This window comes from Maridesulfovibrio ferrireducens (assembly GCF_900101105.1).
GTDB lineage: Bacteria > Desulfobacterota > Desulfovibrionia > Desulfovibrionales > Desulfovibrionaceae > Maridesulfovibrio > Maridesulfovibrio ferrireducens.
This window is the reverse complement of the sequence record NZ_FNGA01000002.1, coordinates 374,974-400,435: the sequence shown is the minus strand read 5'-3', so window position 1 is coordinate 400,435 and position 25,462 is coordinate 374,974. Positions and strand designations below refer to the sequence as shown.

21 protein-coding genes are annotated in these 25,462 nt (G+C 44.7%); 14 read left to right on the top strand and 7 right to left on the bottom strand.

The annotated features are described in order from the left end of the window. Window positions 1–77: 77 nt before the first annotated feature. The 4 genes from BLT41_RS06570 to BLT41_RS06555 all read right to left on the bottom strand — a co-directional run bounded on the left by BLT41_RS06570 (window position 78) and on the right by BLT41_RS06555 (window position 4,367). Complete coding sequence (locus BLT41_RS06570) at window positions 78–1,460, bottom strand: MBL fold metallo-hydrolase (protein WP_092159496.1); 1,383 nt, start codon at window positions 1,458–1,460, stop codon at window positions 78–80. 26 nt (window positions 1,461–1,486) lie between these two features. Then, window positions 1,487–1,894, bottom strand: a complete 408-nt coding sequence (locus BLT41_RS06565) for a desulfoferrodoxin family protein (protein WP_092159495.1) — start codon at window positions 1,892–1,894, stop codon at window positions 1,487–1,489. Between the two features lie 166 nt (window positions 1,895–2,060). Continuing rightward, window positions 2,061–3,716, bottom strand: a complete 1,656-nt coding sequence (locus BLT41_RS06560) for an alpha-keto acid decarboxylase family protein (protein WP_092159494.1) — start codon at window positions 3,714–3,716, stop codon at window positions 2,061–2,063. Window positions 3,717–3,914: 198 nt separating this feature from the next. Next, complete coding sequence (locus BLT41_RS06555) at window positions 3,915–4,367, bottom strand: YaiI/YqxD family protein (protein WP_092159493.1); 453 nt, start codon at window positions 4,365–4,367, stop codon at window positions 3,915–3,917. Window positions 4,368–4,593: 226 nt separating this feature from the next. Here BLT41_RS06555 and BLT41_RS06550 point away from each other — a divergent pair, with 226 nt between their 5' ends. The 12 genes from BLT41_RS06550 (at window position 4,594) to BLT41_RS06495 (ending at window position 17,910) form a co-directional block, all read left to right on the top strand. After that, window positions 4,594–6,096, top strand: coding sequence for an ATP-binding protein (locus BLT41_RS06550; protein ID WP_092159492.1), 1,503 nt, complete (start codon window positions 4,594–4,596; stop codon window positions 6,094–6,096). Then, window positions 6,081–7,499 carry a sigma-54-dependent transcriptional regulator gene (locus BLT41_RS06545; protein WP_092159491.1) on the top strand — a complete coding sequence of 473 codons (1,419 nt, stop codon included), beginning with the start codon at window positions 6,081–6,083 and terminating at the stop codon, window positions 7,497–7,499. Before BLT41_RS06550 ends, BLT41_RS06545 begins: the two co-directional genes overlap by 16 nt. A 234-nt stretch (window positions 7,500–7,733) precedes the next feature. Beyond that, entirely contained in the window at window positions 7,734–8,150 is a 417-nt protein-coding gene (locus BLT41_RS06540) for a response regulator (RefSeq protein ID WP_092159490.1), read from the top strand. After that, entirely contained in the window at window positions 8,143–9,870 is a 1,728-nt protein-coding gene (locus tag BLT41_RS06535) for a sensor histidine kinase (RefSeq protein WP_092159489.1), read from the top strand. Before BLT41_RS06540 ends, BLT41_RS06535 begins: the two co-directional genes overlap by 8 nt. Before the next feature lie 48 nt (window positions 9,871–9,918). Next, window positions 9,919–10,350 carry a response regulator gene (locus BLT41_RS06530; RefSeq protein WP_092159488.1) on the top strand — a complete coding sequence of 144 codons (432 nt, stop codon included), beginning with the start codon at window positions 9,919–9,921 and terminating at the stop codon, window positions 10,348–10,350. A gap of 11 nt (window positions 10,351–10,361) precedes the next feature. Continuing rightward, window positions 10,362–10,733 (top strand): response regulator, encoded by a 372-nt coding sequence (locus BLT41_RS06525; RefSeq protein ID WP_092159487.1) that lies wholly within the window; start codon window positions 10,362–10,364, stop codon window positions 10,731–10,733. 16 nt (window positions 10,734–10,749) lie between these two features. Continuing rightward, on the top strand, window positions 10,750–11,160 hold the full coding sequence (locus tag BLT41_RS06520) for a response regulator (RefSeq protein WP_092159486.1): 411 nt from the start codon (window positions 10,750–10,752) through the stop codon (window positions 11,158–11,160). A gap of 26 nt (window positions 11,161–11,186) precedes the next feature. Continuing rightward, window positions 11,187–12,446 (top strand): sulfite exporter TauE/SafE family protein, encoded by a 1,260-nt coding sequence (locus BLT41_RS06515; RefSeq protein ID WP_092159485.1) that lies wholly within the window; start codon window positions 11,187–11,189, stop codon window positions 12,444–12,446. A gap of 3 nt (window positions 12,447–12,449) precedes the next feature. Next, complete coding sequence (locus BLT41_RS06510) at window positions 12,450–13,160, top strand: hypothetical protein (protein WP_092159483.1); 711 nt, start codon at window positions 12,450–12,452, stop codon at window positions 13,158–13,160. 44 nt (window positions 13,161–13,204) lie between these two features. Further along, window positions 13,205–15,796, top strand: a complete 2,592-nt coding sequence (locus BLT41_RS06505; RefSeq protein ID WP_092159481.1) for a PEP/pyruvate-binding domain-containing protein — start codon at window positions 13,205–13,207, stop codon at window positions 15,794–15,796. Between the two features lie 36 nt (window positions 15,797–15,832). Beyond that, window positions 15,833–16,252, top strand: a complete 420-nt coding sequence (locus tag BLT41_RS06500; protein WP_092159479.1) for a response regulator — start codon at window positions 15,833–15,835, stop codon at window positions 16,250–16,252. An 11-nt stretch (window positions 16,253–16,263) separates the two neighbouring features. Next, window positions 16,264–17,910, top strand: a complete 1,647-nt coding sequence (locus BLT41_RS06495) for a SulP family inorganic anion transporter (protein WP_092159477.1) — start codon at window positions 16,264–16,266, stop codon at window positions 17,908–17,910. On the opposite strand, the gene BLT41_RS06490 is transcribed toward BLT41_RS06495, so the two are convergent. The 3 genes from BLT41_RS06490 to BLT41_RS06480 all read right to left on the bottom strand — a co-directional run bounded on the left by BLT41_RS06490 (window position 17,896) and on the right by BLT41_RS06480 (window position 21,944). Continuing rightward, window positions 17,896–19,452: an NAD(P)/FAD-dependent oxidoreductase gene (locus tag BLT41_RS06490; protein ID WP_092159475.1), complete on the bottom strand. Its 1,557-nt coding sequence runs from the start codon at window positions 19,450–19,452 to the stop codon at window positions 17,896–17,898. The two genes, BLT41_RS06495 and BLT41_RS06490, sit on opposite strands and share 15 nt — an antisense overlap. Window positions 19,453–19,490: 38 nt before the next feature. Beyond that, entirely contained in the window at window positions 19,491–21,335 is a 1,845-nt protein-coding gene (locus tag BLT41_RS06485) for a UbiD family decarboxylase (RefSeq protein WP_092159473.1), read from the bottom strand. 231 nt (window positions 21,336–21,566) lie between these two features. Next, window positions 21,567–21,944, bottom strand: coding sequence for a PH domain-containing protein (locus BLT41_RS06480; RefSeq protein WP_092159471.1), 378 nt, complete (start codon window positions 21,942–21,944; stop codon window positions 21,567–21,569). A gap of 138 nt (window positions 21,945–22,082) precedes the next feature. Between BLT41_RS06480 and BLT41_RS06475 the strand changes: the two genes are divergently transcribed. Both BLT41_RS06475 and BLT41_RS06470 read left to right on the top strand, forming a co-directional pair. Continuing rightward, on the top strand, window positions 22,083–24,002 hold the full coding sequence (locus BLT41_RS06475) for an ATP-binding protein (protein WP_092159469.1): 1,920 nt from the start codon (window positions 22,083–22,085) through the stop codon (window positions 24,000–24,002). 3 nt (window positions 24,003–24,005) lie between these two features. Then, window positions 24,006–25,436: a sigma-54-dependent transcriptional regulator gene (locus tag BLT41_RS06470; protein WP_092159467.1), complete on the top strand. Its 1,431-nt coding sequence runs from the start codon at window positions 24,006–24,008 to the stop codon at window positions 25,434–25,436. The last annotated feature ends 26 nt before the right edge of the window (window positions 25,437–25,462 follow it).

Below are 25,462 nucleotides of genomic sequence, written 5' to 3'. Positions count from 1 at the left end.
TATTATTGATACGATTAATTAAAAATGCCCGGCATGAATCATGTCGGGCATTTTTTTGTTATTGTTCTAAAGTCTTTTTATTTGACCATTTCGTTTCCTGAACGACTCCAAGCTAAAGCTCCTCCGGCAAGTGAACAAACTTGTTTATGTCCATTGTTATGGAGATAGCTGCCGACAATGTTAGAGCGATATCCCGAACCGCACATTACAATTACCGGAATATCTTTGTCTGTCTTCAATCCTTCTTCGAGCACCTGTGTAAGGGGTTTATGAATTGCTCCCTTGATATGTCCTGCATCCCATTCCCCTGGGGTACGAACATCAAGTAAAAGGAATTCGCGGTCATCCTGCATAGCTTCCCGCAAGTCCCCGGTGGATTTTTGCGCAAGACTTTTTACAGGATAGCCGGCAAGCAGCCACGAACTGATGCCGCCGAGAAGGTAGCCGAATATGTTGTCATATCCAATGCGGTGCAGTTCAAGGCACATACGGTCATAGTCTGGTTTTGAATTGACTACTAATAGTAAGTCCGCATTTGGTTCAACGACCATTCCTACCCAGTTCGCAAGTTGTTTTTCAAGACCGATATTGATGCTGCCGGGGATATGGAATCCTCCGAATCCGGCTGCGTCGCGCACATCTATAATCGTGGCGCCGTTGTCCATTATCTGTTTGAACCTTTCAGGGTTCATGGCTTTGTCCAAAGGACACCTTTCAAGAAGAGGCGCGCCTTTGAAGTTCGTTTCAATTATGTGGCTGAATGATTTTGGACGGGCCGGAAATGATTCCAGCACCACCTCTTTAAATTTTTCAAAAGATTCAAATTTCAGCATGGGGTTGTTGCGTCGTTCATAGCCCAGAGTTGTACTGGGTTTGGCGCTCATTCCCTTACCGCAAAGGGAACCTTGTCCATGCGCCGGAAAGACTTCCAGATAATCGGGGAGTTTTCCCAGTTTTACGTAAAGGCTATGGTAAAGGTTCTCCACCTGCTGATCCAGAATTTCATTTCCGGGTAGATCCGGGCGACCTATGTCGCCGACAAAGAGCAGGTCTCCGGTAAGAATCATCCACGGATCAGTTCCGCGCATCATGTCCGTTATAAGAATAGATATCGCATTAGGTGTGTGTCCCGGAGTATGTAGAAACTCGAGTTTGGCACTGCCTATAGTGATGGTATCGCCTTCTTTAAGCGGAGTATGAGGGTACGCTACCTTTGCATTTTCATGTATGAACAGCTCCGCTCCGGTGATTGATTTAAGCTCCTGTTCTCCGCCTACATGGTCAGCGTGAACGTGTGTGTTTATCACATGAGTAATTTTCATTCCCTCTTCACGAGAAATATCCAGATACTCCTGCACATCCCGTTTGGGATCAACAATCGCCATCTGTCCTGCTGTGGGACAGCCTATTACATATGAATAGCAACCAAGCCCTTCGGTGGTTATCTGTTTGAAAAACATTATTAAGTATTCTCCTGCATTACCTGTTAAATTTTAAATTTTTCTACCCATAAGTCATGAAGATTACAGAAGCTTGTTGCATAAAATTTCTTTCCTTTTGAAGGGCGCGGATATCTGGACACAGCGTATTTATCCGTTGGTGCAAATGTGTGAGCTCCAATCGGGTTGCCTTTGGAATCAACAAGAGTGTGTCGCACAATATAATGGCTTTCAGACATTGGATGCGGCGTGGTTATAATAATTTCCGTATCAGTGACTTCTATTTCGGGAACATGGCTTCCGGCTTTACCTTCCCAATGACCTTGGTGTTTTTTGGTGAAGGCTACATTGTATGGAAACTCGAGTTCGTCGTCCGCTGATGCGCTTCCGCCAGCCAGAAGTGTTCCTGCTACTGCCGCCGCTGACATTGCCATAAACTTTCTTCTTGAGGTCATTTGTATACTCCTTTTAGAGGTATTAAGACTCATTTTCCAGACGAGGATAACCGCCATCATTGAAGTTTTGAAATTTTTATACTTTTTCTGCTGTGAAAGTTTCTTCCAGTTTATTCTATAGATATCGGCTCTTGTCAAGAATAGTTACTGTTAGTGGTAATTTATTTTACTTTTTCCACCCTTTGCCTTTGAGCACAATTCGGTTGAGTGCAAGAGCCATCTCTGATGCGGCCATTTTGTCGGTCACTATTTCAATATAAGAACCGCTATCCGCGTTTGCTGCTATATCTAAGGCCTCATCCAGTTGTTGATTATTTACGACCTTTGTTGTGAACCAGTCTGTCATACCGAACGCATCAGGGAGTTTGCTATAATTCCATTGTGCTAAATCATTGTAATATATGTATGGATCTTTGCACAGCATGCGTTCGATAAGGTAACCGTCATTGTTCAGGCAGAGTATTACGGGTTTAAGGCCGAACCTGCCGAATTGGCTTATTTCCTGAACCGTGAGTTGATGCGCTCCTTCGCCGGTTACAAGAATCACTCTGCGGTCTGGCGCTGCAACTGCTGCTCCGAATGCCGCAGGAGTTGCCCAGCCAATGGAACCCCATAAGGTCTGGTTATAAAATGTAGTTTCGTTAGGAAGTTTTGCTGTGATGAGTCCCATAGACGCTGTGCCTGTTTCAGCCATGATGATGTCGCCGGTGCGGAAAAACTTTTCTATTCGAGGGTATAGCGATTCAGGAGTAATTTCAGCTGTAGCTGCTCCTTGCGGATTTCCAAGACCTTGGATCTGATGTTTTTCTTTAATTTCCCGCGATTTTATTTTTTTCCCTAAAGCTGTGATTACATCTTGTATGAGCACATTTTCATAAGTTGCGCGTCCCACATGTACATGATCAGGATGAATATTTATTTCGCCGATAGGATTTATTTTTATAGTGAAAGCCCCGGTGTTGATATCAGAACGGATAGTTCCGAAGCTGATAACCAGATCACTGTCTTCGACAATTTTACACACGTCCTCAGCAAGAAGGTCACCGCAGTAAACTCCGATAAAATTAGGATGAGATTCTGAAAGAGTTCCTTTTCCCATAAACATGGAGGTGAAAGGCAGTCCCGCTTTTTCTATTATCTGCTGTGTTTCACTGCGCAAATCATAACGACCGATTAATGTTCCAACCACTGCAACAGGGGATAGGGCATTATCAATTTTATCGATGATGACTTGAATTACTGTCGCAAGAGTTTCAGCGTCGCTTGTTTGTTTAGTGATTGGATGCGGTTTGGAGCAACCTATCTCCATCAGTGCAAAATCAGCTGGAATCCCAATGTAGACGGGCTTCTTTTGAGTTAAAGCAGCGTTTATAAGCCGTTCGATTTCTGAAACACTGTTTTCGGGGGTCAGGATTGAACTTGCACAGACAACGGGCTGAACCATCTTGTGGAAGAGATCAAACTCCCCGTTACCGAGGGTATGATGCATAATGTTATTCCCTTCAAGAATGGAATGTTTCGGCATATCCACGATGTGGAATATCGGCAGATGTTCTGCGTAAGCCCCGGCAATGCCGCCGAGGGCATTAAGTTCGCCGACTCCATAGGTCGTGCAGAGGGCCGAACATCCCTTGATCCGGGCGTAGCCGTCCGCAGCAAAAGAAGCGTTAAGCTCATTACAGCAACCTATCCAGTTCAGTTCCGGATCATTGCATATGGCGTCATTAACGGGGAAGGCGTAGTCACCCGGAACCCCGAAAATGTCCGTGATTCCGGTTTCTTTCAGACGTTGGAGCAGGTGCGATATGACTGTTTTGGACATGGCGGTTTCCTCAGATGAATGTGGTCTTGTTATAGCGATATTATTAGCTAAAACAATGACACCTCATAAAGGTCATGTCCATATTTTAGTGAAAAGTTTTGATACCTATAAGGGTATTTTTGTTAATTTGCTGAAACTAAGCTCGATTATAAAAGTTTAAGCTGGAACTTTATAATATTTGAGTTCTTTTCATGCTTATTAACTTTTTAGATTTTGAGTCAGAAATTTATCAAGCTGGTTTGTAAATTTCTGTTTATCCTTGGGGCCGAGAGGGGCAGGGCCGCCTGAAGCCAGACCTCCGGTACGAAGTTCTTCCATCAGGTTGCGCATACTTAATAATCCTTTGATATTCTCCACCGTGTATAGCTCGCCTCTGGGATTTAAACCGATAGCACCTTTAGTCACTATTTTATCGGCCAAAGGGATATCTGCGGTAATAACGAGATCACCCGCTTCTGTCAGTCTGGCAATTTCATCATCGGCGACATTGAACCCGGCTGAAACTCTGATTGAATCTATGAGCGGCGATGAAGGTGTGGCGACAGATGTATTAGCAACCAGTGTCATCTTAATTTCGCGCCGTATGGCTGTTTTGAATAAAACTTCCTTAATAATATTGGGGCAGGCATCTGCATCAACCCATATGTGCATATTGGTCCTCTTTAATTTTTATAGGCGGTTGGTTTCCGTCCTACGCGAGTTGATCTAAAATATTATTAGAGTCTCTGCAACTTGCTTTACGTGGCGAAGCTGTCGCAAATTAACTTCTTGAAGTGCTATGAATATTAAAGCTATAAGAAAGACGTTGACTGTGTTTGTGTGCTGATTTTAGTTCTCAATAATTGCAAATAATTAATTTGTGACAAGTGTAAACACTATGGTTGATAAAACACTCTCTAGTTCGCGCCGTTTTTCATTGCGCGCAAAACTATTATCGTTATTGATAGGCCTTGTTGTTGCGACGTTAGCTGTAGCCGGGATGACGCTGTGGTATGTTTATGCAACGCAGGATATTTTCCAGCATATGGAAAAGTCTGATATTAGCGCTTTGCTTTCCGCGCAGGGGCTTGAAAAAGAGTTGATGGCTCAGCAGGGGCTTACAACTTACTATTCACTGGATCATAACGAGCAATGGCTTGTTCGCCTCGATAAACATAACAAGCAATTTGAAGCTTTGCTCAGTAAAGCCAGAGATACAAATTATCTGGATGAGGGAAGGACTATTTTAAATAGTATTGACTCCGACTATTTACGTTATATTCATTCCCGAAATGATGTTATCGATTTATATAAGAAGAATCTTAATAAGGAAGGAGTAAAACTGCATCGGCAAATTCGTACCCGTTTTCAGTCAATTTATGATCTGTGCGAGCAATACAAGCAACTGCACCAAAAACGGATTCGGCTTGCTGCAGTCAATTACAAAGAGCAGGCAAAAGTATTAACTGTTTTGTCTCTTGTCGCCGTTCCATTGTCCGCTCTATTAGCTGTATGGATTGGTTTTATCCTCATCAAGCGTATCCTTGATCCTATTTACCGCTTATCCAGACTGGAAGAAAAAGAGATGCCGGATCTTCTTTCAGGTGAAATGGGCGCGTTGTCCGAACGTATGCAGAATTTAATTGATGATGTTGAAAACGCTTACGATATGCTTCAACATAGTCGCGATCAGGTTGAGCAGTCGGAGAAAATGGCCACAGTGGGCAAGCTCGCAGCAGGGATGGCACATTCCATTCGTAATCCTTTGACCTCGGTGAAAATGCGTCTGTTTTCGCTGGAGCGCAGCCTTGATCTTGATGTGATTCAAAAAGAAGATTTTGATGTTATTTCCGAGGAAATCAGGCATCTGGATACAATTATAAGAAATTTTCTGGAATTTTCCCGTCCTCCTAAACTTCGTCCTCAAGTTGTCTCTCCGTCTGAACTGGTTGACAGTACCTTGAATTTACTTAGTCATCGGCTGGAATCTTGCGGTGTTGTTGTAACTGTTTGCCGCCGGGAAAAATTGCCCATAGTGAATGCCGACCCTGAACAGTTCAAAGAAGCTCTTATGAATTTGATTCTTAATTCCTGCGAATCAATGGTTGATGGAGGTAAAATATCCATCACAGAAGACTCTATGACGATTGCTCCTTACGGCAAGATGGCAACTATAACGGTTGCGGATAACGGTCCCGGAATTCCTGCATCGTTCAAGGATGATATTTTTAAGCCGTTTTATTCTACTAAGGAAGAAGGGACTGGGCTGGGCTTATCGATTTCCAATCGCATTATGATTGAACATGGCGGATGGTTACATCTTAAAGATTCGGAATCGCAGGGGACTTCCTTTGTGATGGCTTTACCCCTGAAGGAAGCAAGTACATGGCTGAGATCTTAATTGTAGATGATGATTCGCAACTGCGTCAGAGCTTTGAAAAGCTTTTGAAACAGGAAGGTCATTTAGTGCGTGTAGCCTCCTCCGGTGAAGCCGGTGTGGCGGCAGTAAACGAGTCGGTTCCTGATTTGGTTATTATGGATATGCGTATGTCCGGTATTACCGGTCTTGAAGCGTTTCGGCAGATGCGTGAAACCGCTCCCCGTATGTCCGTGATAATTATGACTGCTTACGGCACAACCGAAACAGCTATCGAGGCCACCAAAATGGGGGCCTATGATTATATTTTAAAACCGTTTGATATCCCGGAAATGTTAGCCTTGATTCATCAGGCCCTGGAAACGTCTAGGCGAAGCAAAGAGCATACGGCAACACGGGAACAAGTTTCATCGTCAACGAATCAACTGCTTGGCAGCAGCCGTGCGATGCAGAAGGTATATAAATCTATCGGACGGGTTGCGGCAACAGATGCGCTGGTACTTATCCGGGGGGAATCCGGCACAGGAAAAGAGTTAGTGGCTCAGGCTATTTATAAGCACAGTCTCCGTCAGGAAAAACCTTTGTTGATTATTAACTGTGTAGCCATTCCTGACACTTTACTTGAATCTGAACTATTCGGTTATGAAAAGGGCGCGTTTACCGGAGCGAACCGGAGCCGCGCAGGACGGATTGAGCAGGCCGCAGGTGGAACAGTTTTTCTTGATGAAATCGGAGATATGCCGCTAAATATTCAGGCTAAAATTCTTCGTTTATTACAGGAGAAACAGTTGGAAAGGCTGGGCGGCGGAAGTTCAATTCCGGTTGATGTTCGTATTCTGGCGGCAACGAACCGTGATCTTGAGAAAGCCGTGGCGGATGGGGAGTTTCGCGAAGATTTATACTACAGACTTAATGTCGTGACCATCAGACTTCCTAAGCTTTGCGAACGGAATGATGATGTGTTCGAACTAGCTAATCATTTTTTAGACCGTTTGAGTGCTGAAATGGAAATGCACAATCCCGGATTATCAGAAGACGGCAAAGAGTTTCTTGTAACTCATGAATGGCCCGGCAATGTCCGTGAACTTTCAAACGCGATACAGAAAGCCTTAATTTTTAACCGTGGCGCACCTATAACGAGGGATGAGCTTACACAGGTTGTAGGGCTCAGTTCTGACAGGCATGCTCCTTCTGATGTTTCAGATGATGCTTTCAAGGCGGAAATTCGGCAGGTGCTTACAAAGCATGCCGGGGAAAACGGGTTTGAAATGCTCATGGATTACGCAGGGCGTCTTGTTGTCGGGGAAGCTTTGGAAATTACCGGAGGCAACCGGACCCGTGCAGCAAAATTGCTTGGTATGTCACGTCCTACTTTGAGTGCCCGGATTGATAAATATGGTTTGAGAACTCATATTAAAGTTAATTAAAAAGTTACCAATATATCTGCTTAATAGAAGCCGTCGTCCATGTCTGTGGGCGACGGCTTCTTTTTCGTGTTGTAAAAAAAATGGACAGTTGCAGTGTGTTTTATCTTGTTTAGCCTTCCTCTGTTTATTAAAATATACAATTAATTAAATATGTTGAAAGTGTGTAGCTCTGCGTGAAATCTTGGCACAACTATTGCCTTTACCATTCCAGAAGTAAACCTGTTGGAGGAATGGATGCAAAGGACTGAAGTCAGAATTCTCATTGTAGAACGTAACCGCCGCATGCGGGACTTTTTGCGTCGGGAATTTTCAAGACGAAATTTTATAGTAGAAGATGCAGGTAACGGGAATGAGTTATTTTCGAAGCTCGATTCAGATACCCCGACTCATCTCGTTGTGCTCGCTGTGAACACTCCTGAGGGTTTGGATGGTGGGTTGCTACAGCAGCTTGTAACCAACTATCCCAATATCCCGGTTATCTTGCATAGCTACCTTGAAGAGCTGTCAGAAGATCCATTTCTCCAAAAGGTAGCCGCTATGGTTGAGAAAAGCGGTAATCCGGAAAATTTGACTCGCATGGTTTCTGTCGTGTTGAAGCGATATTATCCGGATTTAATCGAGGATGATGAGCCGGAGAATAGTTATGTCTAATCATTACTATCATGGCTTGGCGAAGAGTATGATGTTCACGATTATTCTTGTGTCGTTTACTCCGTTACTCATTATCGCTCTTTTGGCAGGCTATCAATACAGCGTCGCTTATAAGGGCAAAGTCGTAGCCCATTTGCGGGAACTTGTTCTCAAACACGACCAAAACGTTGATTCCTACCTTAAAGAAAAAATAGCTGAAATACAGGTTCTGGCGGATGTGGAAGGCATAGCCAATTTAAAAAGCGAAGCACGTCTTGAAGCTTTGCATAATTCTTTGCTCCGTCATCATAGAGGGGATTTTGTTGATCTCGGACTGGTGAACAGTAAAGGCATTCAGGTTGCGTATGTTGGACCGTTTAATCTTCGGGGCGCGAATTATGCCGAAGCAGACTGGTTTAAGAATGTACAGGAACGCCAAGTATACGTCAGTGATGTCTTCCTCGGTCTTCGAGGGGTTCCGCATTTTATTATAGCCGTTCTTATTGAGTCGAAAGGTGAAAAGTGGGTGCTGCGCACTACTCTTGATTTTATCACGTTCAATAAGCTGGTGGAAGATATTCGCATCGGTGAAACAGGGCTGGCTTTTATTATTAATCGTAGTGGTGAGTTTCAGACTACGCCGCGTAAAGATCTTATAAAAGAAGTTCCTTTTTTGAAGGAATTGGCCGCTGGAAAGAATGAATTTTCAGGTTTGGCGCGACGTCGGGCTTCCATCAGTACGGAAATAAACCCTGCGACCGGCCATGAGACAATTTTTGTGATCAGCTCGATCAAGAACGGCGACTGGCTGATGGTCTATCAGCAGGATGTAAGTGATGCTTTTTCCGATCTTAATCAGGCCAGAAATCTTGCGGCAGTAGTTATCTTGCTCGGCGGTATAGCTATTATTGCAATGGCTTACCTCATGTCTAAGCGGATGGCGCGTAAAGTGGAGCGGTCTGATCTTGAAAAGGACATGATGAATGAGCAGGTTATAGAGGCCGGTAAGCTCGCTTCCGTTGGTGAGTTGGCAGCCGGAATAGCCCACGAGATCAATAATCCCGTAGCCATTATGGTTGAAGAGGCCGGGTGGATTCAGGATTTGCTCGAGGAAGGGCTGTATGTTGACGATAATGAACGTGAAGTGTCGCGGGCGTTGAATCAGATTCGAAGTCAGGGTTCGCGCTGCAAGGATATAACTCATAAACTGCTTAGTTTTGCGCATAAGATCGATCCGACCATTATACGGGTTTGTTTAAATGATTTGATCCATGAAATGGCTGAATTGTGTGAACAGCGCGCCAAGTATGCCAATGTTAATATTGAAACCAGTCTGGCAGATAATTTGCCGGAAGTTGCCGCCAGCCCATCCGAACTACAGCAAGTTCTTCTAAATCTCATTAATAATGCCATCGATTCAATGGACCCCGGAGGAGGGGAGCTTGATATTGCAACTCGCTTTGAAAACGATGTTGTGGCGGTGTCTATTGCCGATACGGGATGCGGCATTCCAAAATCCAATCTTTCTCGAATTTTCGATCCCTTTTTTACTACCAAGCCTGTGGGCAAAGGGACCGGACTCGGGTTGTCCATAATCTACGGTATTATAAGTAAAATGAAGGGCGAAATCACTGTGAAATCCGCTCTCGATAAGGGAACTGTTTTCACTCTCAAATTGCCTTTAGCCGGACTTGAATTGGAGCAGGATGAAAAGTCTGCAAATTCTGGATGTGTGCTTTGATGAGTGTTTTTTTGTGAGTAAAAAATAAATAAAATAGGAGGTTATGTCATGTTAGCTACCATTCTTCTTATTGATGATGAACAGGGCTTTGTTGACACTATGTCAAAGCGGCTTAGCAAGCGGAGTCTGACTGTCTACACGGCTTATAACGGTCAGGAGGGGCTTGCGGCTCTTGCGAAGTATGGCGCTATCGATGTTGTCGTTCTGGATGTCAAAATGCCCGGTATTAACGGAATTGATGTTCTTAAAATAATTAAGACAGAATACCCGTTGGTAGAAGTCATTATGCTCACCGGACATGCCACGGTTGAAAGTGCCATTGACGGCATGAAGAACGGAGCATTTGATTATATGTTGAAGCCTTGTGAGATGGAAGAGCTTCTTGCAAAAATCAAAGATGCCTATCTGAAAAAGCAGTCTCAGGAAACTAAGATTTATGAGGCCAGAGCAAGGCATATTGAATTGCGCAGAGGTGACTAAAGGGAGTTGCTATGAATACTGAAGTGATCCGGGTTCTGCTTGTAGATGATGAAACGGGGTTTACCGAGGTTTTACAAAAACGTCTTGGGAAACGCGGTTTGGATATTCTTACTGCAGTCGGTGGCACCGTCGCAATTCAGATTCTAAGGAAGAATGATTTTGATGTCGCGATTCTGGATCTCAAGATGGAAGACATGGATGGCATTGAGGTGCTTAAGATATTCAAAAAGATGGACCCGGACATGCCTGTAATTATGCTTACAGGGCACGGTTCGGAGAAAGCAGCAAAAGAGGGCGTGTCATACGGTGCTTTTGATTATCTTTTAAAACCTTGTGATCTTGAAGAGTTGCTCGAAAAAATTCATCAGGCTGTTAATCGTTAAAATGGAGAAAACTGCAATGTGCTCCATCAATGTGCTTCTTGTAGATGATGAGGGAGATTTCCTTCGCACACTGGGCAAAAGGTTGAGTAAGCGGGGAAATACCGTGGAACTTGCCGCATCGGGAGAAGAGGCTCTGAACAAGCTTGAAACTTTTGAAGCGGATGTTGTTTTACTCGATGTTAAAATGCCCGGGATGGACGGTCTGACACTTCTTAGTTTGATCAAGCAACGCTGGCCGCTCATTGAAGCCATCATGCTTACAGGGCACGCCAGTGTCGAGGTCGCCATTCGAGGTATGGAACTCGGTGCATTCGATTATATGATGAAGCCGGTGAAATTTGAGAGGCTCTACTACAAATTGGAGGACGCCTTCAGACGCAAAATGCATCAGGAGGAGAGAATAATGGCAATGGTCAAAAATGGGTAAGCAAAAATTAAAATAAGGGTAATCTTATGAATTTCGCACGTAAATTTTATGCAGCGATGCAGGAGGCAGCCATAGCTCATGCAAGATGGGATTTGGAGGTTTCCACCAGCATTATTCGGGACAAACGCAAGGTTTGGCTTATTGCCATACTCACCGCGTTGGGATTGATGGTTTCTCTCGCATTTGCGGATGAACTCAATTTGCCGGAAATGCTTGGCGGTAAAAAGGCCTATACTCCCGCTTTTTATACAACAGGTATCTTTCTGGCCTCTATAGCCATCGGGCTGTGTGCAGGTTTGATTACTGGTTGTATCGGGGCTGGTGGTGGTTTCATCATTACTCCTGCTTTGATGTCGGCTGGTATTAAAGGGATTCTGGCTGTTGGTACCGATCTGTTCCATATCTTTGCAAAGGCAATCATGGGAACGGCTGTACATAAGAAACTTGGTAATGTTTCAGTTGGACTGGCGGTTGCCTTCCTAGTGGGGTCAGGAGCAGGTGTTCTCGGGGGCGGTATTTTGAACCGTATGATCTACGAGGCCAATCCTGTTGCATCTGATGCTTTTATTTCAGTTATCTATGTAGTTTTGCTAGGATTTCTTGGAATATATGCAATGTCTGACTTCCTGCGGTTGCGTAAAGCCGGAGGCGGCGGTGATGCGCACGGAGGCGGCGGCGGAACAGGCGGACTTCCTGCTAAGCTCCAGTCTGCGAATATTCCACCAATGATTTCTTTTGATGAAGATTTGATTCCCGGTGGTAAAAAAATCTCAGGTCTGTTTGTTGCTCTCTGTGGTTTAGTCGTCGGGTTTATGGCAGCGATCATGGGTGTTGGCGGAGGCTTTCTTACCTTCCCAATGTTTGTATACGTCCTTGGCGTAAGTTCTTTTACAACTGTTGGTACTGATATTTTCCAGATCATTTTTACCGCTGGATTTGCTGCAATAAGTCAGTACGCAATTTATGGTTTTATCTTTTATACTTTGGCAATGGGGATGTTACTGGGGTCGCTGCTGGGTATCCAGATAGGCGCACTCGTAACCAAGCTTGTTCCCGGATTATATATCCGTGGTTTTTACGCTCTGGCTATTTTGGCCGGTTTTGTAAACAGGCTGTTTGCTATGCCGGGTAAGTTAAATGATATGAAGTTCATTTCCATAAGTCAGGACTTGTCCGGGTTGCTAGCAAATATAGGTAACTGGCTATTCTTCCTGACCATCGGAGTCTTTGCAGTGTGGGTAATAGGTACGTTCCTATCCAAAACCAAGGAACTGAGAGAGGGCTAAGCTATGTTGGTACGTAATAAAAAAGCATTTTATCAGGGGCTGACTCTTGCTATAGGTTTTCTGGGCGTTCTCTATTATATGTTTACCCCGAGTTTTAATGGCATGAATGCATTCCATGCTTCAGATGACCTGTTTAATTCAATATCCAAGGGCTCGACTTATTATATTCCTCAAGTAATGGAAGGAATTAAAAAGTTTGATGGGCAAAGTTTTGAAACAACCATTTTTAAAGATCAGCCGAAGTATATTCCATATGCTACGACTTTGTTGGAAAAAAATGGTTTCGATGTTGCCAAGGCAGAGCAGGGTATCGCCGTTTCCGGAGATATCGGGAAGCTTATGACTAGTGTAACTGAAGATTCGGATGTCATGTTTCATAATAAAGGCCAAGTCCTTGTAGAAAAATATGGAATGGATGCCAGACAGGCTTTGTATGTTTGGTGGCAGACTATGAAAGAAGTGAAAGCTTCTTTGGATCAGCAGAAAGCTTTTCCTCCGGCAACGTTCATCGGTAAGAATGTTATTAATCGAGCCATAGAAGTTGGTTACAACTATTATGGGATTGAAGGACAGCAAGCTTCTGAACGATGGGGCGTCATTGCTTTCTCACTGATATTCTACGTTGTTTACACCATGTGGTGGGGGTATGCTATATTCTTCATGTTCGAGGGAATAGGCTTGGAAATGACGTCTAGTAGAAAGAAAGAAGCGTAATTTCCATGTTGGATAATAATTAATAATAAGCGGGTTGCGAACATATGAGCTTCTTTGACTGGCTTCCTTTCAGGAAAAAACAAGCCGAGAAAACACAAGAAGATCTGGCTGAAATACGCCGGACGTTCGCGACCCGCTATGATCATTTCAGGTTGCTTATTCAGGCTAACTCCGAAACTCACGAATTGATGGCTGAGCTTGAAGAAGCTCTTCGTGGGTTTCAGCCTTACGGAATGCATTATGTGCGGGCTTTATGTACTCGCATTTCTACATCAATTTTCCAAATGATAAGACATCTTAATGAACTTGATCAGGGTTCATATGAAAAACTTTATGCTCAGTTTTCCGTCATTCAGGAAAAAATTTTACCTCACCTTGAATCTAGACAACACAACGGAGAAGGGGAGCTTGTTCTAGCTCTTTCTGAGGTAGGGCGGGATCAGGCAGATCTGTGCGGGCCTAAGATGGCAACCCTTGGTGAAGCTGGAAATAAGCTCGGGCTTAAAATTCCGGCAGGTTTTGTTGTAACAACTGCTTCCTTTCGCAAATTTATGAAAAAGGAAGGGTTGGAGGAAGAGGTCGATCGGCTGATTCAAACTACTGATGCTGATGATAGTGAAGCTATGTTTCAGGTTTCATCAAAGATCATGCAGTTGATTATTCATTCTGACCTGCCGGATGATGTCGTGACGGATATCTTGGAGGCATATGATTTTTTATGTGCCAGTCAGGGGGGAGAAGTAAAGGTCGCGGTCCGTTCAAGCGCTTTAGGTGAAGACAGTGAAGGGGCCGCTTTTGCGGGCCAGTATCGTTCTATTTTAAATGTAGATCGCAGTTCTCTGATTTTAGCCTGTAAAGAAGTCATGGCTTCCAAATATTCTTTGCAGGCGATGGCTTACCGCATCAATCGGGGCATCCGGGATGAGGATGTTGCAATGAGTGTCGGTTGTATAATGATGGTTGAAGCTGCCGCAGGCGGAGTTGCATATTCGCGGAGTCCTATGAATATCCGCGATGAAAATATTTCAATTTATTCCGTGTGGGGATTGCCGAAAGCTGTTGTTGACGGTTCTGTGGAGGCTGACGAATTTATGGTCGGTCGAACGGTTCCCATGCAGGTTATCGGTCACCATATAGCAGATAAGAAAGATAAATATGTCTGTGATACCGGAGAGGGTGTTTGCAGTGTACAGCAACTTACCAGTCGGAGAAATGAGCCTTCTTTAACTGATGAGCAAGCCGTGATCATTGCAGAACAGGCCGTTCGCATTGAGGAACATTTCGGCCCTGCTCAGGATATTGAATGGGCAATTACGAAAGAAGGCGATCTTTATATTTTGCAATGTAGGCCTTTAATGCAGCTTGAAGATTCCCCTGAAGGAGTGTTGCAAAACAGTTCGGTGTTTATTCCAGAGCTTTCGGGCGGAAGAACTGCCAGCCCGGGGGTTGGAAGCGGACCAATTTTTCATGTGCGTAAGGATGCAGATACTCTTCATTTTCCGGATGGCAGTGTTTTGGTTCTCAAGCAGGCTTTACCCAGTCGTGCGGCACTTCTGAGTCGATGCAGTGCTGTGATAACTGAGCAAGGCGGTATTGCCGGACATCTAGCCAATGTATCCAGGGAATTCGGAGTGCCTGCACTGTTCGGAGTGAAAGGTGCTTTGACCAGTTTTGAAGAAGGACAAGTTGTAACTGTGGATGCGGATGGGCGTGCAATTTATGACGGCCGGATTACCGAGTTGCTCAAAGAAAAACCAAGGCACCGGCTTATGCGCGGGAGTGCTGTTCAGGCTACACTCAGAAAAGCTGCAAGACATATTGTGCGGCTGAATCTGACCGATCCTGATTCACCTAAATTCAAACCTTCACACTGTAAAACTTTGCATGACATTATGCGTTATTGCCATGAGATGGCTGTTCGCGAAATGTTCGAGTTCGGTACTAAAAAGGAATTTGTTCAGGCCGCATCCCGCCAGCTTATCTGCAATGTTCCGAAACAATTCTGGATTCTTAATCTCGGTGACGGCATTGCTCCCGAAGGGAGAAAAAGACCGGATAGATGCGTTCTTCTGGAACATATAAATTCTGCTCCCATGCGCGCTTTATGGGAAGGCATGCAGGCTGTCCCATGGGAAGGTCCTCCGGCTGTGCATACCAAGGGATTGTTGTCTGTAATGTTTGAAGCAACGGTTAATCCTGATCTGAATACTACCAGCGCTTCTCGTTTTTCTCAGAAAAATTATTTCATGATTTCGGAAAGATATTGTTGTCTGCAATCACGTTTCGGTTTTCATTTTTGCGGAGTGGAAGCTTTGCTTGGCGACCGGGTAAGCGAGAATTATGCAAGTTTTCAATTCAAGGGCGGAGCCGCTAATCTGGAGCGTCGTATTCTGCGGGCAAAGTTCGTCGGTGAAATTCTCGATGAATTTGATTTCAGAGTGAGGATCAGGGAAGACAATTTGAATGCCCGCCTTGAGGGGCTTGAACGTTTGAGTATGGAAAGACGACTTAAAATTTTAGGTTATCTCATTACTCACACACGTCAGCTTGATATGATCATGACCAATAGTTTCGAAGTTGAAAAATATAAAAAGAAATTTTTCGAAGATTTTAAGCTGTTTCCTGCTGTACAATAGAATTACGACTAAACTTGTTAATGAGAGGTTAATAAAATGTCCGTGAATGTACTTCTGGCCGATGATGAAAAAGGTTTTGTCGATGCTTTAGATCGGCGTCTGACAAAACGCGGTTATACTGTGCAACAGGTTAACAGCGGCAAAGCGGCTGTCGGTATCCTTGCAGATGATTCGAGTGTAGATGTGGTTGTGCTTGATGTTCGGATGCCGGAACCTAACGGGCTGGACACTCTACATCTTATTAAAACTAAGTATCCTGCTGTGGAAGTTATAATGCTGAGTGCTCACGGAACTCCTCTATGTACGATGGAAAGTATTCGCTGGGGAGCATTTAAATTTCTGACCAAACCTGTCGAGTTGGATGAGCTGGTTAAAACTATTGATGAAGCCGCTAAAGTAGGGCGTTTTCATCGCCAGAAGATTAACGCTAAAGAATTGCAAATGGATCAGGCCTAAGGAGAAATGTCATGAAAGCTGGCTTTAAGCCTACCGCTTTGCGGGGTGATGTTTTCGGAGGTCTGACTGCGGGTATTATTGCTTTACCCCTTGCTTTGGCTTTTGGTGTGGCAAGTGGCGCAGGAGCTGCCGCCGGTCTTTACGGTGCAATTATCCTTGGATTTTTTGCAACCATATTAGGTGGTACTCCTACTCAGGTTTCAGGGCCGACAGGCCCGATGACTGTGGTTACTGCTACAGCCGTAGCTGCTTATTCCGGGGATTTCCAATCTGTCTGTATGGTCATTGTTCTGGCGGGAGTCATTCAGATTCTTTTCGGCGTGTTCCATTTGGGAGGATTTGTCAGGTTTATCCCTTACCCGGTTATATCCGGTTTTATGACAGGTATCGGCGTAATTATTATTTTGCTTCAAATTGAGCCAGTGCTGGGTTGTGTGGGGGCTGGTTCTCCGTTAATGGCTCTCGCTCAAATGCCGGAAGCTCTGGCAAATGTGTCTCTTCCAAGTCTTTCTCTGGCTGTTGCAACCATGATCATTGTGTTTATGATTCCTCCACGTATCACGAGGGTTGTTCCGTCTCCTCTCATTGCTCTGGTGGGTATGACTGCTGTTGCATGGACTTTTCATCTGCCTGTGCCCACCATCGGAGAAATACCTTCGGGATTGCCGGAATTTAATTTACCATCCATCAATTTATCACAGTGGAGCAGTATCGCCGGAACAGCGTTTGCTCTGGCTTTGCTAGGAACAATAGACTCCTTGTTGACTTCTATAGTGGCGGACTCCGTAACCAAGGATCACCACGATTCAAACAGAGAGCTTATAGGACAAGGTGTAGGTAATGCTTTGTGCGGCTTTATGGGAGGTCTTCCCGGCGCAGGGGCAACCATGCGTACTGTCGTCAACATCAAGGCCGGAGGCCGGACCAGATTGTCCGGTGTTATTCATTCTATGGTGCTCTTGGTGATACTTTTAGGTGCGGGCCCATTGGCTGCACATATTCCGCTTGCTGTGCTTGCGGGTATTTTAGTCAAAGTCGGGGTTGATATCCTTGACTATAGACTGCTCCGTCTCGTTCGTAAAATCCCGCGCGAAGATTTAATGGTGATGGTAACAGTTTTCGGAGTTACGGTTTTCGTAGACTTGATTGTTGCTGTGGCTCTCGGAGTAACTCTTGCGGCGATTATGACTACGTGGCGCATAGCCAGTCAGACACGCATAAGTATTCTGGGTGCAGGAAAGTGCAAGGATAAGTCTTTTTCTGATCGTGAGATTCAGGAAGGCAGTAATTTCCGTATTCGTGTAGTCACCATAAACGGTCCGTTCTTTTTCGGTACAACTTCTCAGATGATGGATAAAGTAGAGCGCTTACTTGGTACGCGCATTGTTGTAGTGGACTGTATGGAAGTTCCCTTTATTGATATATCCGCAGTTTTTGCATTAAGCGAAATGGTTGAAAAACTTCGCGACGTAAACATCCGGGTTGTTCTCGCGCTGGAGGACGGCATGTATCAGCGCATGAAAGAACTTGGACTCATCAAGATTGTGGGCGAAGAGAACATTTTTAAAAGTCATGGCAGTGCCTTGCAAATGGCGCAGATGCTTTTAGATGAAGAAGATGAGACCGGACATTTTTTTCCTCACTCAGCCCCCTGTTAGTGAGTTAACTATTGCCTGAGCGCATTTTTCCCCGTCCATGGCTGCTGAAATAATTCCACCGGCGTATCCCGCTCCCTCGCCGCATGGAAAGAACCCTTTTACACTGACATGTTCAAAGGTTTCACGGTCACGGGGAATGCGCACAGGTGAGCTGGTGCGTGATTCTACAGCCAGTACTTTGGCTTCATTTGAATCAAATCCTTTGAATTTGCGGCCAAGTTCCGGCAGAGCCATGCGTAAACTTTCGGAAACTACAAAAGGCAGTAGTTCGTGAACTGGGGCGCTGTAAATTCCGGGAATATAAGATGTCTTCGGAAGTTTTGAAGATATGCGTCCCGCAACGAAATCTCCGACGCGCTGAGCTGGAGCTTTCTGCGTCACGCCGTCACCTGCTGCGAACATTGCTTTTTCGACTGAAGCCTGAAAATCCAGAGCCGCGAGTGGATCGTTACCTTTGCCTACATCTTCCAGTCTGATTTCAGCAACGAGTCCGGCATTGGCGAAAGGTGCGTTTCTGGCGGCAAGGCTCATACCGTTGAGCACAAGTTCACCCGGAGCGGTGGATGCTGGAACAATGTATCCGCCGGGACACATGCAGAAGGAGAATACTCCGCGCCCTTCAACCTGTGTTGCAATCCGGTAGCTGGCGGCAGGAAGATTCTCATGTCGCGGGGACTGATGGTAGAAAATTTTGTCGATGATAGGCTGTGGATGCTCGATGCGGACACCGAGGGCGAAGGGTTTTGCTTCGACCTTTATTTTGCGTGCGACAAGAGCATGGAAAATATCTCTGGCAGAATGTCCGGTTGCCAGCAGGACCGCATCGGCGGAAATGGTTTCCGAACCATTAATGCGGACACCCGTCATGCGATTCCCATCCAGAATAAAGTCATCCACGTGAGCATCAAAACGGATTTCTCCGCCGCAAGCTGTAATATCTTCACGCATTTTACTGACGATTTTGGGTAAAACGTTGGACCCTAGATGCGGGTGTGCATCAATTCGAATGTCCGATGGTGCTCCGTTGGCGATAAACAGATCGAGAATCCTGCCGACATTGCCGCGTTTGGTGGCGCGGGTGTAAAGCTTTCCGTCAGAATAGGTTCCGGCTCCGCCTTCGCCGAAACAATAGTTGGAGTTCGGATTAATTAATCCTTCGGTGTATATTTTTTTGAGATCTTTGCGCCGTGCATTTACGTCTTTACCACGCTCAAGCACTATCGGACGAATCCCGTTTTCAAGAAGCGTAAGGGCTGCGAAATATCCGGCTGGACCTGCTCCGACTATAATAACCCGTTTGTCTCCAAGGGGGGCAGGCTGAAAAACAGATCCTTGCGGTTCTACTGATTCCGGGTCGCCAATCGCAACTTGAAGCACATAGAGCGGTCTTTTGGAACGCGCGTCTATTGATCTGCGGACAACGCGAGTGGAAATATTCTGATCATCGGGAAGTTCCGCCTTTTTAAGCGCGGCTTCGCGGATTGCATTTGCAGTATTAATTTTATCCGGGGTGACTTTTATTTCTACAAGAACTGGCTTCATGGTAATCTCACTTATGTATATTTTATATAACAGTTTTTTTAAATAATTCCGTGCAGTGGCCCACCGGCAGCACCAAGTGCGTCAACCCGTTTTTCGACTTCGGGGTCTGCTTCGAGAGCAGGCGCATGATATGTTTTTAGTCTGGCATCAATGATAATTGCTGTTTCTGCGCCCCAGTGCTTGGCGTGGGTGAATGCATTTACTCCGTACATATCTGTTGCCGGATCAGAGCGAGTGAAAGTCACCCATAAAAAGTTGTCCCAATCTTTGGCAGTGAAGTTTGCATCGTCCGCAACTATTATCATTGGGAACCCTTCAATGCCCTTGGCTGTTTTTAACGCTTCGCCCAGTCTGTCCAGTTGCGAATCCTGCTGATCGCGTTTCATCTGGTGTCTGGTCCCTTTAATGATGAGGATGCCCGGTGCGAATATCTGCGCGTCGCTAAATCCATCAGGCAGGTTGATATTTGCGGGTAGTTCTGTGGATAGTGTACGTTTTTTTGAACCTGCGGCGGCAAAGACCAGCTTGGACCCTTGATTCAGGCTGATGCCGGAATAATCCAGCGTATCAATGGTTGTTCTGGTGATGAAATGAAGATCGCGGGTCAGATCGGCACGCTCCAGCATATGGCGGAAGAAGGCCGGTATGTCATGACATGATTCATCTGAGCGCATGTCTTCTTTAGCCGCAATGAATACATATTTTGAAAGTGAAGTCTGTGTGTTCCCCAGCAGTGACATTGCGTTGGTGAGCAGTTCCTGCGGCTGTCTTTCTTCGGCATACGGAACGTAACGTTCGCTGCCTACAGCTAGAAGCAGAGGGTGCACTCCCGCCGCGTCTACCGCATGAACTTCATGAACTCCTGAAAATACAGACGGAACGAGATCCGCTGTCAGCTCGTGTATGAATTCACCGAACATGGTGTCTTCTTGTGGAGGGCGGCCTACTGTTGTAAACGGCCAGATTGCATCGTTGCGGTGGTAAACTTTATCTACTTTCAGGACTGGAAAATTGTGGGCAAGGCTATAGTAACCGAGATGGTCGCCGAATGGGCCTTCGGGTTTTCCTGATCCGGTGACAATGGAACCGCTGATGCAGAAATCCGCTTCGGCAGGAATGGGCAGATATCCTTGACGGGTAACCATGGGAATACGGTGTCCGCCGATTGCTCCGGCAAAGAAGATTTCAGCTAGTCCTTCGGGCAGAGGCATGACTGCGCCCATAGTCATGGCAGGTGCGCCGCCGACAAAAATGTTCACTTTGAGCGGAACGTTATTTTTGATTGCCTGTGCGTGATGATGTCCGATTCCTCTATGAATCTGGTAGTGCAATCCGACTTCTTCGTCAGGAATAAAGTCGTTGCCGGAGAGCTGTACCCGATACATGCCGATGTTGGAACCGCCGTAGCCCGGAGCTTCAGGGCTTTCAGAATAAACTTGCGGCAGGGTCACATATCCGCCGCCGTCCATAGGCCATGATACCAGTTGCGGTAGTTTGGAAACCGTGGTTTCGTTTTGCATGATCGGGCCGGTGGAAACTTTTTTGGGCATGGTATGCCACGCCGTTTTGGGGGCACCAAGATAATTCCACGGCTTTTTGAGTGCTTCCATCGGGCTGAGTTTAAGTTTCATCAGCTTTTCGACCATCTCAATGGTGTCACGGAAGATGAAATTCATTCTGTCTTTGGTGCCGTAAATATTTGCAGCCATGGGGAACTGACATCCCTTCACATTTGTGAAGAGTAAGGCTGGCCCTCCGGCCTGAAATACCCTGCGCTGGATTGCTCCTACTTCGATGTTTGCATCGACAACCTGATCTATGCGCAACAGTTCGCCGCGTGTATCAAGTGCATTGAGGCATTCCCGTGTATTTTTATATCCCATGTGTAGTTCCCTTATTTATATGAAAAAAAGCGGGATTAACCCGCTTCATGCTTTTCTTTCGTACAACCTGTTTACAGGTGTCCGTTTTGCATAATTAACTGTTTTGATGTTTTAGCAGCGGAGAGAGAGTTTTGCTAAAAAAAATGCGTATGAATTCCTTGTATTCAAATGAATAGTGGTGGTCAAGAGCCTGCGTTTGCCGCAGACTCTTGGGGGATTAAAAAGGAAAGGCTAGGGAAGTATTTTATTTGCCAATAATTTTTGAATACCTACAACATCACTGCCTTTTTTAAGTTCTTTCTTAATAGGATCGTGCCTGCCGGAAACCCAGAGAGTCAGCTCTGAATCCATGTCAAAATGGCCAGCTGTTTCAACTGAGAACGAGCTTATAGATTTGTATAGGATAGAGAGATATTCAGTTTTCTTGCCTGTAATTCCCTGCTTATCTATAAGAATAAGGCGTCCGTTGGTGAAAACATACATATCGCGAACAACTTTGAAGGCTCGTTCTACATTTTCATTATCACCAAGAATCGGCGAAAGTTCTTCTTCGACGTCTGAAACTTCTACTTCAGTAGCATTTCCTAAGAGTCCATCTAATATTCCCATAATATCTCCCGTGGTTGTTATTTAAGTATACTTCGGGCTACACGAATCAACTGCTAATAGGAAGTTTGATCTTGCTCTCTTTTCCTTTGGTTTGACACTTGGCAGAAGGCATGAAATTCTGAGTTGGAGGTTGTAACAATGTATAATTTCCAGATCATAACCCTCTCCCGTCACACATATAATAACGTTTGCAAACATATGTTTGCAACTGTGATATTTCTTATGTTTTCCGTACTTGTTGTTTTGAGTTGTAGCCAAGCGGCTTCAGCTACAGGGAAACTTATTACAGAAACAAAAAATGTTATTTATATAAGCAACTTCAGCTCACAATACGCTTGGAACCAAGAAGTTAAACAATCTCTCCGTAAGGAATTTAACAAATTAGGTTTGGAACTTAATTTTTATGAGGAAATTCTTAACATCAGACGCATGCCTGAGGAATCAAGGACTCGGGCTTTTTCGACATTAAGAAAACTTTATGCTGATAAATATCGCGGTATAAAGATTGATCTGGTGGTGAGCAGTGATGATTCTCTTTTGGGAGATGTGGGTAGAGAACTTTTTCCTGATGCGCCGTTTCTGTTTTGTTATACTCGAAAAGACCGTCTCGACGAGCTTAAAGATATGGATAATGCCTCAGCCACTATCGACGACAGAACACCGGAAACTTTAATCAATATGGCATTAACTTTGTTTCCTAAAACTGAAACAATTGCTGTCGTAGCGGATAAGGCAGAAGTTTCCATGTTTTTTTCAAATAAAATTCGCCAAATAGCACAAATATACCCTCAAAGAACATTCCGTTTTATTCATCCTGAAGACCGCACTGATCTGGCCCGGCAATTGCGTTCGCTGGAACCGCGAAGTATTATTATTGACGTCAGCTACTATTCTGCAAGGTTCGCCAAAAATTTTGCCTCCCCTAAATCCATAGTCTTTGAATCTTCAGATCTTCCTGTTTTCAGCCTATGGAGCGATCCGGTTGGAAACAGTGGCTTGATTGCCGGGTTACAATTAGCTCCTTCCATTCATGGCTTAAAAGCGGCCCAGATGGCTATCCAAATAATGGAAAAAGGTAGCGCAGAAGGAGTTCTCCCAGAAATAATTCACCCGGAAACATTTGTTGCTGATTATGAAATGCTTCAATATTTTAAGATACATCCTAAATACTTTCCGCAAGGAACAATTTTTCTTAATAAACCGCTTACTTTTTTTGCCCGCCATAAAAGCGCTCTTCTGATCAGTGCAATGATTTTCATCATGCTTTTCTTTGTGATTATCCTGCTGCTTGAGGCTTTGCGCCAAAAAAGACGGGAAAAGAAAGTTCTCGAAATTGAACTCGAAGCAGAAAGTAATAAAGCTAAAATATGGGAACAGATGCAACAGGCTAAAAGAATGCAGTCTCTTGTGACTTTCTCTCTTGGGATAGCCCATGATTTGAACGGCGTGCTGGCAAGTATTGGGATTTGTTCTAAATTGGCAGAACAAGAGGCGGCAAACAACATCACTTTGCGTGAGGACTTGCAGCAAATTCAAAAATCCGCAGAGCGTGGAACCCAGATTTTATCTAAAATTTCTATGCAGAGAACTTTAAAGCGCAATAAGCCAACGTTATTAAGTGAGGCTGTTAATGAGTCCATTTCAATTTTAAAACACCAGATTCCTAGCGAAATTGAATTACAATTGTTCAACCACGCAACTGCTGGCTGTAGTGAATTGGACAAAAGTGAAATTCATCAGATTATACAGAATCTCTGTTTGAATGCGGCGCAGGCAATAGAAACCACAGGATTCATCAGAGTTACGGTTAATGATAATAACGAAACAGGGCAGGCTTCTATTGAAGTCACTGATTCCGGTCATGGCATTTCGGATGAGGTGAAAGGGCACTTGTTCGAACCATATTTTACAACCCGGAAATCCTGCGGCGGAACCGGGCTTGGACTTTTTGCAGTTCATTCGATTTTGACAGCCGCCACAGGCAGTATCAATGTCAGCTCCCGGACGGGGCATGGAACAACTTTTTCAATATTAATACCAATGGTTAGCGGCGAATAAATTATGCATACAATTTTGATTATTGATGATGATCTGGGCTTTCAATATGTTCTCAAGCGGTTGGTTGAAAGCAAAGGGCATGAAGTCCTGCTGGCTGAGACTATTCAGCAGGGACTGCAACTTGCCGCTGATCATGAACCTGCGGCAGTTTATCTTGATATCAGCCTGCCTGACGGTAATGGCGTTGATGATGCCTTACCTGAACTTTGCCGTTTACCTAATAGACCCGAGATTATAATGATCACGGGGCTAGGCTCACAGGAAGAAGCAGGAAAAGCTCTACAGCAGGGCGCATATGACTATATTTCTAAAAACACTCCGGTCGAGGAAATTCTGGCAGTTCTCACTCAAGCTCTTGAATTGTTTCAGTCAAGGACAGCCAAGAGCGATGCGATTCATAAGGGTGAAACGTTCAGCCATTTTGATCGGTCACGACTGGTTGGAACAAGTGAACCGTTTCTAAAATGTATTGAATTGGCGCGGCAATTTTCCGGTACTGATTCAAATGTGCTTCTGCTGGGTGAAACAGGAACCGGAAAAGAATTATTTGCCCGGACCATTCATGAAAACAGCCACCGTAAACATAATTCTTTTGTCACAGTTGACTGTGCAAGCCTGCCTGAAAAAATTGCTGCAAGCATTCTGTTCGGACATATCAAAGGGGCTTTTACCAGTGCAGAATCAACGCAGGAAGGATTAGTTGCTAAAGCTGACGGAGGTACATTATTTCTTGATGAAATAGGTGAACTTTCCTTAGATTTGCAAAAACTTTTTTTGCGGGTGTTGCAGGAACACTGTTTCCGTCAAGTGGGTAGTACTCAGGAAAAACCATGCGATTTTCGCCTTATAGCTGCTACTAATAAAGATCTTTATCAGCTCTCTCAGGACGGTAGTTTTAGAAACGATTTATACTATCGGCTCCAGACTTGCGTTATCAATTTGCCGCCTTTGAGTAACCGGGACCATGATATTGTAGAACTGGCGGAAATGTTTTTAAAAAGTTTTTGTAAAAAACAGAAACAGCCTTTGAAATCATGTTCCGAGACATTTCTGCAAGCATTAACGGGGTATGTCTGGGAAGGAAATGTCCGGGAGCTGGAGAATGCTATTGAATTCGCCCTGTCTGCGGCAGATGCTGAGCCAGTGCTTTGCGTACACCATCTGCCTCCGGCAATACGTATTCAGGTTGCAAAAACAAAATTTGCAAGAGCTACCGCCGGAGAAAATCAAGATACTATAACTTTTTCCGCAGAGGCTGAAAGCGATGGATTCCCGAGTTTTACAAACTATAAAGAAGTTATGGGAACTCAATCTGAAAAAACATACATCAGCAAAATATATGAAATGTCCGGCGGTAATATTCATAAAATGATGGAGCTGAGCAACCTTTCACGTTCACGTTGTTATGCGTTGATCAAGCAGCATTTGAAATAATTTTCAGCCTATCTGACAAAAATAAA